8 protein-coding genes are annotated in these 10222 nt (G+C 69.7%); 2 read left to right on the forward strand and 6 right to left on the reverse strand.

Going from position 1 to position 10222, the window contains the following annotated elements:
- Positions 1 to 185 precede the first annotated feature (185 nt).
- On the reverse strand, positions 186 to 1199 hold the full coding sequence (locus AC1D1T_RS25760) for a DUF58 domain-containing protein (RefSeq protein WP_052213192.1): 1014 nt from the start codon (positions 1197 to 1199) through the stop codon (positions 186 to 188).
- A 20-nt stretch (positions 1200 to 1219) separates the two neighbouring features.
- A complete protein-coding gene (locus AC1D1T_RS25765; protein ID WP_052213191.1) occupies positions 1220 to 2155 on the reverse strand; it encodes an AAA family ATPase in 936 nt (311 codons plus the stop codon).
- Positions 2156 to 2202: 47 nt separating this feature from the next.
- Here AC1D1T_RS25765 and AC1D1T_RS25770 point away from each other — a divergent pair, with 47 nt between their 5' ends.
- Together AC1D1T_RS25770 and AC1D1T_RS25775 are read left to right on the forward strand one after the other, a co-directional pair.
- Positions 2203 to 3138: a histone deacetylase family protein gene (locus tag AC1D1T_RS25770; protein ID WP_047513261.1), complete on the forward strand. Its 936-nt coding sequence runs from the start codon at positions 2203 to 2205 to the stop codon at positions 3136 to 3138.
- A 56-nt stretch (positions 3139 to 3194) separates the two neighbouring features.
- Positions 3195 to 4490: a mechanosensitive ion channel family protein gene (locus tag AC1D1T_RS25775; RefSeq protein ID WP_465111690.1), complete on the forward strand. Its 1296-nt coding sequence runs from the start codon at positions 3195 to 3197 to the stop codon at positions 4488 to 4490.
- A 649-nt stretch (positions 4491 to 5139) separates the two neighbouring features.
- Here AC1D1T_RS25775 and AC1D1T_RS25780 read toward each other — a convergent pair.
- From AC1D1T_RS25780 to AC1D1T_RS25795, 4 genes are all read right to left on the reverse strand, one after another.
- On the reverse strand, positions 5140 to 6477 hold the full coding sequence (locus AC1D1T_RS25780) for a TolC family outer membrane protein (protein ID WP_477992746.1): 1338 nt from the start codon (positions 6475 to 6477) through the stop codon (positions 5140 to 5142).
- A 32-nt stretch (positions 6478 to 6509) separates the two neighbouring features.
- Positions 6510 to 6848, reverse strand: a complete 339-nt coding sequence (locus tag AC1D1T_RS25785; protein ID WP_477827950.1) for a rhodanese-like domain-containing protein — start codon at positions 6846 to 6848, stop codon at positions 6510 to 6512.
- 22 nt (positions 6849 to 6870) lie between these two features.
- Entirely contained in the window at positions 6871 to 7524 is a 654-nt protein-coding gene (locus AC1D1T_RS25790) for a protein-L-isoaspartate O-methyltransferase family protein (RefSeq protein WP_477827949.1), read from the reverse strand.
- A partial coding sequence (locus AC1D1T_RS25795; protein ID WP_477992747.1) for an efflux RND transporter permease subunit occupies positions 7521 to 10222 on the reverse strand: 2702 nt, incomplete at its 5' end. The genes AC1D1T_RS25795 and AC1D1T_RS25790, both read right to left, overlap by 4 nt.

The raw sequence follows: 10222 nt of genomic DNA on the forward strand, positions 1-10222 counted from the left end.
GCGCGACGCGGCCGCGCCACAGCAGCACGCCGGCGGTCAGCACGGCGCACCACGGCGGCAGGTGCAGCAGGTGCGGCAGCACGGTCCACGCGATCACGAGCAGCAGGAACAGCGTGTCGCGGGTGTCGCGCGGCAGGTGGCGCCAGCCGGGCCAGCGGGGCAGCAGGGCATTCATGGTCGTGAACTCATTGCCACAGCGCCATCGCCTCCAGGCAGCGCCGGCGCTGCAGCTCGCCCTGCGCCGGCTCGATCTGCAGGCCGGGCAGGCGCAGGCCGTAGTCGGCACCGGCGCGTTCGGCCGACAGCACCCAGGCGGCGAGGCGCGACAGCCGGTCTTCGGGGGCGAGGCCGGCGCAGCGTTGCCAATCGAGCCACAGCTGCTGCTGCACCGTCGAGGTGGTGTCGCGGCTGACCAGCTCGCCGCCGGTCTCGAGGCTGCGCGCGGCCTTCTTCCAGACCACCAGCTTCAGCGGGTCGCCGCGCCGGTAGCCGCGCACGCCTTCGAGTTCGCCGCCATCGGCCCGGCGCCCGGTGGCCGGGCCGCCGGGCGTGGGATGTGCCGGCGGCAGCGGGGCCGGCGGGCGCTCGGGGCGCGGGTAGACCAGCACCTGGGCCGCCGGCCGCCACACCGCCCACGCACGGAACAGGCCGAGCGGAAAGCGCGTCTCGATGCTGATCGCCGGCACCGGGTGCAGCCCGCGCGCCTGTGGCACGAAGCTGACGTGGGTCGCGGACTGGCCGCCGGCCGGCACGTCGGCCCAGGTCAGCGTCGCCGCATCGGCCGATTCGAGGCGCAGCCCGATGCCGAAGCGTTCGGCCGCCGGGCTCGTCAGCGTGACCGCGAGCGGTGCCGGGTCGCCGGCGAACACCGCCGCCGGCGAGCGCAGGTGCAGCGTCATGCCGCGCAGCGTGTTGTGCGTCAGGTGCATCGAGACGATGCCGCTGCCGGCCAGCAGGAAGGTCAGCACGTAGCCGAGGTTCAGCTGGTAGTTGATCGACGCGACCAGCAGCACCATCAGCGTCAGCGCGAACATCAGCCCGGCGCGGGTCGGCAGGATGTAGACGTTGCGCTGGGTCAGCAGCAGCGTGTCGGTGTGCGGCAGCCGGGCCTGCCACCAGGCGCGAAAGCGCTGGCGCACCGCGGCCGCGGCGAGCGCGAAGGGGCGCAGCGGGAGCTTCAGCGCGTCGGCGGCCTGCATGGCGTCGGGTGGGCGAGGGATCAGGGCAGCGGGATGGACTCGATCATCGCGCGCACCTGTTCGCGCGCGCCGCGGCCGGCGCCGGCCACCGGCACCAGCCGGTGCGAGATCGTCTGCGCGAGGATCGCCTGCACGTCGTCGGGGGCCACGTAGTCGCGCGCATCGAGCAGCGCGTGCGCCTTGGCGGCGCGCAGCACCGCGATGCCGGCGCGCGGGCTCAGCCCGTCGACGAACCAGGCGCCGCTGCGCGTCGCGCCGATCAGCGCCTGCAGGTAGTCGAGCAGCGCGTCGGAGGCATGCACGCGCAGCACGTCCTGCTGCGCCGCCAGCAGGTCCTGCGGCGTCATCACCGCGCCCAGCGCGCCGATCGCCTCGCGCCGGTCGATGCCGGCCAGCAGCGCTCGCTCGCTCGCGTAATCGGGGTAGCCGAGCGTGATGCACATCAGGAAGCGGTCGAGCTGCGACTCGGGCAGCGGGTAGGTGCCGAGCTGGTCGGTCGGGTTCTGCGTCGCGATCACGAAGAAGGGCGACGGCAGCGCGCGCGTCTCGCCCTCGATGCTGACCTGGTGCTCCTCCATCGCCTCGAGCAGCGCGCTCTGCGTCTTCGGGCCGGCGCGGTTGATCTCGTCGGCCAGCAGCACCTGCGCGAACACCGGGCCGGGGTGGAACACGAAGGCCTCCTTGCTGCGCTCGTAGATGCTGACGCCGATCAGGTCGGTGGGCAGCAGGTCGGCGGTGAACTGGCTGCGCGAGAACTTGAGCCCGAGCGACACCGCCAGCGCGTGCGCGAGGGTGGTCTTGCCGACGCCGGGAACGTCCTCGATYAGCAGGTGGCCGCCGGCCAGCAGGCAGGCCACGCAGTCACGGATCTGCGGGCGCTTGCCGACGATGATCGTGCTAATCTGGTCGATCAGGCGGTTCAGGTGGGGAAGGGCTTTCAACAGGTCCGTGCTCATGCAATCACCTTAACTCAAACTGCCGCGATTCCGGACTCAGAACACCGATGCCCACTGCGTTCTTCAGCCATCCCGAGTGCCGGCAGCACGACATGGGGCGCGGCCACCCCGAGTGCCCGCAGCGCCTGGACGCGATCAGCGACCACCTGCTGGCGACCGGCCTCGACATGGCGCTCGAGCACCGCGACGCGCCGCTGGTCGACCTGCACGACGTGACGCTCGCGCACGAGAGCCTGTACGTCACCGAGCTGCGGGCTGTGCTCGAAGAACTGGCGGCGTCCGGCGAGAGCCGCGCGCTCGATCCCGACACCGTCGCGAACGCCGGCACCTGGCGCGCTGCGCAGCGCGCCGCCGGCGCTGCGGTGGCCGCCACCGATGCCGTGCTCGACGGCCAGGTCGACAACGCGTTCTGCGCGGTGCGCCCGCCCGGCCACCACGCCACGCGCAACGAGACGATGGGCTTCTGCTTCTTCAACAACGTCGCGATCGCGGCGCGCCATGCGCTCGACGTGCGCGGGCTGCAGCGCGTGGCCGTCGTCGATTTCGACGTGCACCACGGCAACGGGACCGAAGACATCCTCGCCGGCGACGAGCGCGTGCTGATGGTCAGCTTCTTCCAGCACCCGCTGTACCCGTACTGCGGCGAGGTGCCCAAGGGCGACAACATGCTGAACCTGCCGCTGCCGCCGTACACCCGCGGCGCCGAGATGCGCGAGATCGTCGAGGCGATGTGGATGCCGCGGCTGGAAGAATTCAAGCCGCAGATGGTGTTCATCTCGGCCGGCTTCGATGCGCACCGCGAGGACGACCTCGGCCAGCTCGGCCTGGTCGAGGCCGACTACGAATGGCTCACGCGCCGCATCAAGGCGGTGGCCGACCGCCATGCCGGCGGGCGCATCGTGTCGTGCCTCGAGGGCGGCTATGCGCTCGGCGCGCTGGCGCGCAGCGTGGCGGCGCACCTGCGGGTGCTGGCCGACCTTTGACCTCCTGGCTGCACGGCGGCCATTCCCGATCGACACAAGAAGAGAGCGATTCACCGATGGATTCGTCCCTGGGCGTACAAGATTTCAACGAACTGCTGCGCGACCTGGCCACCCGCAGCGCGCTGACCGAGGCGGCGGTGCTGCTGGGCTGCCTGGGTGTTTCATGGCTGGTGTGCATGGCGCTGCGGCGCGTGCTGCGCGTCAACGGCGCGGTGCTGTTCGGCCGCAACGTGGTCGACGGCGTGCTGTTCCCGCTGGTCGCGCTGGTGCTCGCCGTGGTCGCCCGGCACGTCCTGATGGGCGTCGTGAAGGTCGCGGTGTTCCGCGTCGCGATCCCGATCCTGCTGTCGCTCGCGCTGATCCGCTTCGCGGTGCGGGTGCTGTCGGCGGCGTTCCCCAATTCCACCTGGATGCGCGCGACCGAGCGCACGATCTCGTGGCTCGCGTGGATCGCGGTCGTGCTGTGGATCACCGGCGTGATGCCGGCGGTGCTGGAGGAGCTCGACAGCGTGCGCTGGCAGATCGCCGGCGGCATGGTCTCGCTGCGCACGATGATCGAGGGCGCGCTGACGGCCGGCGTCGTGATGGTGCTGGCGCTGTGGCTGTCGTCGGCGATCGAGCGCAAGATCATCCACGGCACCGGCAACGACCTGTCGATGCGCAAGATGGTGTCGAACATCGTGCGGGCGCTGCTGCTGTTCGTCGGGCTGCTGTTCGCGATGTCGGCGGTCGGCATCAACCTGACGGCGTTGAGCGTACTGGGCGGTGCGGTCGGTGTCGGTCTCGGCTTCGGCCTGCAGAAGATCGCGGCCAACTACATCAGCGGCTTCGTGATCCTGGCCGAGCGTTCGCTGCGCATCGGCGACATGGTCAAGGTCGACAACTTCGAGGGCCGGGTCACCGACATCCGCACCCGCTACACGGTGATCCGCTCGCTGGGTGGGCGCGAGGCGGTGGTGCCGAACGAGATGCTGATCACGCAGCGCGTCGAGAACCTGTCGCTGGAGGACCCGCGGGTGCTGGTGCAGACGATGGTGCAGGTGGCCTACGGCACCGACGTGCGGGCGCTGCAGCCGAAACTGGTCGAGGCGCTGCTGAAGGTCGAGCGCGTGATCGCCGACCCGGGGCCGGGGGTGCAGCTGTCGAACTTCGCGGCCGACGGCATGGACCTGACGATCAACTTCTGGATCCGCGACCCGGAGAACGGGCAGGGGCAGGTCAAGTCGGACGTGCACCTGGCGGTGCTGGATGTGCTGAATGCGGAGGGGGTCGATATTCCGTTCCCGCAACGCGTGATGCATACGATCGTGCGCCACGAAGCTGCCGTGCCCGTGCCGCCCGAACGCATTTGACGCATTGGTGCGGAAGGCGGGTGCGGGGAGTCTGTGGCTCGCCGGCCGGTGCGGTCATCGCCCCTGGGGGCGATGACTGCCCTCCACTGACTGATTTCATGGCCCGTCGCCCAAACTCCCGCCACTCACTTCGTTCGTTGTGGTCAAACAGTGGGCGACAGTCAGTTCACGAAGCGTGCTGGCGCACGCGGGCCATGAAATCAGCCAGTTCCGGCGCCCCGTCCTGATTGGCGCTCCACAGACTCCCCGCACCCGCCTTCTGCCACCGCCCTGCCTTTCGGGGATGACAAGCGAACAAAAGGGGATTGATCCCGGGTTGGCACCCGGGGGGGCGTCATGCATGTTTTCTGCGCATCAAGCCACTGGTTCGGCAAAGGCGGGGGTGGGGGGTGTGGGGAGCGCCAATTAGGACGGGGCGCCGGAGCTGTGCAGTTTGATGGCCCCGCGCGAAGCGCGATCGTGAACTGACTGTCGCCGACTGTTTGACCACAACGAACGAAGTGAGTGGAGGGAGTTTCGGCGACGGTTCATGAAAGCAGATGGCGCAGGGGAGTCATTGCCCCGCCAGGGGCGATGACCGCACCGGCCGGCGAGCCCCACACCCCCCGCCCGCGCCTTTGCGCGCGCCCATGCCAGCGCCCCCAGGAGTTCAGGGCGCGATCAGCGCGTTCAACGCCCGCAGGTCATCCGGCTTCAACTGCCCCGCCGCCTGCCGCAGCTTCAGGCTGTTGACCAGCACGTCGTAGCGCGCCTTCGCCAGGTCGCGCCGCGCGTTGAACAGCTGGGTCTGCGCGTTCAGCACGTCCAGGTTCACCCGCACGCCGACCTTGTAGCCGAGCTGCGTGGCTTCCAGCGCGAGCTGGCTCGACGACTCGGCCGCCTCCAGCGCCGTCACCTGCGCCTGGCCCGACTGCACGCCGAAGAAGGCCTGGCGCGTCGCCTGCGCGGTGCCGCGGCGCGCCGAGTCGAGCAGGTTGCGCGATTGCTCCTCGAGCTGCAGCGTTTCCTTCACGCGGTTCTGGATCGCGAAGCCGGCGAACAGCGGCACGGTCATCGTCACCCCGACGCTGGAGCCGGTGGTCCGGCCCGACACATCCACCGGCTTCGTGATCGAGGCGTGGCCCCGGCTGTAGCTGCCGGCCAGGTCGACCGTCGGCAGGTGGCCGGCACGCGCCTTCTCGGTCTCGAGCTTCGCGATGTCGTAGCCCAGTTGCGCGCGGCGCACGGTCGGCGCGGTGTCGGTCTGCGACACCCAGGCTTCGACGTTGTCCGGTGCCGTGGCCGGCAGCGCGACCGGGGTCGCCAGCGGCTTCGGCGTGACGCCGTCACGACCGACCAACTGGTCGAGCGCGATGCGCTTGGTGCGCAGGTCGTTGTCGGCCGCGATCTCCTGCGCCCGGGCCAGGTCGAAGCGCGCCTGCGCCTCGCGGGTGTCGGTGATGGTCGCGGTGCCGACCTCGAAGTTGCGCTTCGCCGAGGCCAGCTGCTCGGCGATCCCGTTCTTGTTGGCCTGTGCGGTGGCCAGCGCGTCCTGCGCCGCCAGCACGTCGAAATACGTCTGCGCGACGCGCACGATCAGCTCCTGCTCGGCGGTCTCCAGGTCGGCGCGCGAGACTTCGACACCCAGGTCGGCCTGGTCGATGGACTTGTCATTGGCGCGGTTGAACAGCGTCTGCGACGCGCTCAGCTCGCCCGTGGTCGAGGTGCCGGTCGAATCGCCGCTGGCCGGCGATTCGCTGTCGCTGCGGCCGGCCTGCAACTGGGCCTGGACCTTCGGCCGGCGCAGCGCATGCACCTGGTCGGCCCGGGACTGCGTCGACTCGGCCAGCGCCTTCGCCGCCAGGTAGGTCGCGTCGTAGCCGCGCGCCGTGTCGTAGAGCTCGGCGAGGCTTTGCGCCTGCGCGAAGGGCACGGCACCGAACAGGACGGCGCAGGCCAGCATCAGGCGGCTCGGCTTCGGCAAACGGGTCAGGGACACAGCGGACATGGGACGTTCCTTGCGGGATGGGTGATCAGGAATCAGTAGAGAGGCACCGACGCGTCGACCTCGCGCGACCACGCGTCGATGCCGCCGGCGATGTTGTACACGTCGGCATGGCCCTCGCGCTCGAGGAATGCGACGACCTGCAGACTTCGCATGCCGTGGTGACACAAACCCAGGATGGGCTGCGCCGCGTCGAGCTCGGCCAGGCGCTGCGGGATCTCGCGCATCGGGATGCAGACGGTGGGCACGCCCGGCACGGCGAGCGCGGCGGTCTGCACCTCCCACGGCTCACGCACGTCCAGGATCACCGGCCGGGTGTCGGGGCCGAAGCTCGCGAGGAGCGCGTGCACGTCGGTGACTCGAACCTGTTGCATGTCGCGGTGTGTCCTGTGCCGATCAGAAATGGAAGCGCGACGGCTCGTCGAAGCCCAGCAGCCGCGGCGCGACCGTGTCGAACAGCTCGACGCTGCGGAACTCGGCCTCGCCGACGCGCGTGACCAGCGTCGCGCGCATCACCGGCTCCTGGCCGACGATCGCGGCGAGGCGGCCGCCGACCTTCAGCTCGTTCAGCAGCGCCTGCGGCACCGCGGCGACCGAGCCCGACAGCAGGATCACGTCGAACGGACCGGCCGTCGGCAGCCGCTTCGAGCCGTCGCCCTCGACCACGTTGACGTTCGCGACCGCGGCGCGGCGCAGGTTCTCGGCGGCCAGGCGGGCCAGCTCGGGCACGATCTCCAGCGTGACCACCTGGCGCGCCTTGTGCGACAGCAGCGCGGCCATGTAGCCCGAGCCGGCGCCGATCTCCAGCACGCGCTCGTGGCGGCGCACGTTCAGTTCCTGCAGCAGCCGGGCCTCGACGCGCGGCGCCAGCATCTGCTGGCCGCCCGGCAGCGGCACCTCGGTGTCCATGAAGGCCATCGCGCGGTAGGCGGCGGGCACGAAATCCTCGCGCTTGATCACGCCCAGCAGCGTCAGCACGCCGGGGTCGAGCACGTCCCACGGGCGGATCTGCTGCTCGATCATGTTGAAGCGGGCTTGTTCGACGTTCATGGCGGCGTTCCTCCGGAAGCAGGCTGGGGTTGGGGCAAACCCGGCATTTTAGGGGGCGCCCACCTGCGTCTGGCCCATGTCGCGAGGTCGTCGAGATAGCAGTAGATGACGGGCACCACCACCAGCGTCAGCAGCGACGAGGTGATCACCCCGCCGATCACCGCCTGGCCCATCGGGGCGCGCTGCTCCGAGCCCTCGGACAGCGCGAACGCCAGCGGCACCATGCCGAAGATCATCGCGAGCGTCGTCATCAGGATCGGGCGCAACCGCACCTCGGCGGCATGCAGCAGCGCCTGCTCGCGGGTCATCGGCGGCTCGTCGTGGTCGAGCCCGTGCTCGCCGCGGTGCTCGCCGGCGCGCGAGCGGATCGCGAAATCCACCAGCAGGATCGCGTTCTTCGTCACCAGCCCCATCAGCATCACGATGCCGATGATGCTGAACATGTTCAGCGTCGAGCGGAACATCAGCAGCGCGAGCACCACGCCGATCAGCGTCAGCGGCAGCGAGCTCATCAGCGCGAGCGGCTGCAGGAAGCTGCGGAACTGGCTCGCGAGGATCATGTAGATGAACACCACCGCCAGTGCCAGCGCACCCACGGCGTACGCGAACGATTCGTTCATGTTCTTCGTCGAGCCGCCGAACACGTAGCGGTAGCCGGGCGGCCACGCGATGGTGTCGAGCGCGCGGCGGATGTCGGCCGACACGTCGCCGGAGCTGCGGCCGTAGGCGTTCGCGTCGATGTTGATCTCGCGGTTCAGGTCGCGCCGGTTGATCTGGTTCGGGCCGGTCGACGGCGTGATGTCGGCCACCTGCGACAGCCGCACCGAGCGCGCCGATCCGTCGGCCGCCGCGGCGACGTTGATCGGCAGGCGCTGCAGGTCTTCCAGCGTGTTGCGGCTGTCGGGCGCGAGGCGCACGTTCACGTCGTAGTTCTCGCCGTCGGGCGCACGCCAGTTGCCCACCGTGGTGCCGGCCACCAGCGTGCGCAGGCTGTTGGCGAGCGCGTTGACGTTCAGTCCGGCGTCGGAGGCGGCGTCGCGCTTCACGTCGATCGCGACGGTCGGCTTGTCGGGCTTCAGCGTGGTGTCGAGGTCGACCAGGCCGGGAATGGCGCGCAGCTTCACGTCGAGCTGGGCCGACAGCCGCGCGAGTTCGGCCAGGTCGGCGCCCTGGATCGAGAACTGCAGGCTCTTGCCGCCACCGAGGTCGGTCGGGCCGATGTTGGTGACGGTGATGCCGGGGATGCGCGACAGCCGCTCGCGCAGCGGCACGCTGAGCTCGTTCAGGTTGCGGCTGCGGTCCTTGCGGTCGACGAGGCGGATGTAGGTGGAGGCGTAGATCTTGCCGAGCGCGTTGCCGCTGTTGATCGTGGTCACCGTGTGGCGCACCTCGGGCATCTCGCGCAGCATCGCGTCGACCTGCTTCGCGCGCATCTCGGTGACCTCGATCGACGAGCCGACCGGCGTGTAGAAGTTGACCTGCGTCTCGGAGAAGTCGGCCTTCGGCACGAACTCGGCGCCGAGCACCGGGATCAGGAAGAAGCTGCCGACGAAGGTGGCGAGCGCGATGCCGAGCGTCGCGAGCTTGTGCGCGAGCGCCCAGCCGAGGATCTCCTGGTAGGCGTGCGACAGCCACTGCGTGAAGCGGTCGAACACGCCGGTGACGCGGCCGATGGTCTTGTCGTAGAGCGTCACCGGCGGCCCGTGGTGCACGCCGTGGGCCTGCGGATCGTGCCAGATGCTCGACAGCATCGGATCGAGCGTGAAGCTGACGAACATCGAGATCAGCACCGCCGCGACGATGGTCAGCCCGAACTCGTGGAAGAACTTGCCGACGATGCCGCCCATGAAGCCGATCGGCAGGAACACCGCGACGATCGACAGYGTGGTGGCCAGCACCGCGAGGCCGATCTCGTTGGTGCCGTCCAGCGCGGCCTGGTGCGCGCTCTTGCCCATCTGCACATGGCGCACGATGTTCTCGCGCACGACGATCGCGTCGTCGATCAGCAGCCCGACGCACAGGCTCAGCGCCATCATCGTGATGGTGTTGATCGTGAAGCCGAACACGTACATGAACAGGAAGGTGCCGATCAGCGCGATCGGCAGCGTCAGGCCGGTGATGACGGTCGAGCGCCAGGAGTTCAGGAACAGGAACACGATCAGCACCGTGAGCGCCGCGCCCTCGAACAGCGTGCGCTTGACGTTGGCCACCGAGACGCGGATGCCGCGCGAGTTGTCGCGGTTGACCTCGACCTTGACGCCCGGCGGCGTGAGTGCGGCCGATTCGGCCAGCGCCTTGTTCAGCCCGTCGACCACCTCGATGGTGTTCTCGCCCTGCGATTTCTGCACCGACAGCAGCACGGTGCGCTGGCCGTTGTAGAGCGCGAGGCTCTCGATCTCCTGCGGGCCGTCGACCACGTCGGCCACCTGCCACAGCTTGACGGCATTGCCGCCGTTCGCGCCGCGGCGGGCGACGATGATCTCGCGGAAGTCGTCCGGCCGCTTCAGCCGCGCATTGATCTGCACGACGCGCTCCTGCTCGCGTGTGCGGATCGAGCCCATCGGCAGCTCCTGGTTCTCGCTGCGCACCGCGGCGACGACCTGGTCGACGCTCAGGCCCAGCGCATCGAGCGCGGCCGGCCGCACATAGACGTTGATCTCGCGCTCGACACCGCCGATCACGCTGACCGCGCCGTCGC

The sequence above is a fragment of the Rhizobacter sp. P2_H3 genome (assembly GCF_056403355.1).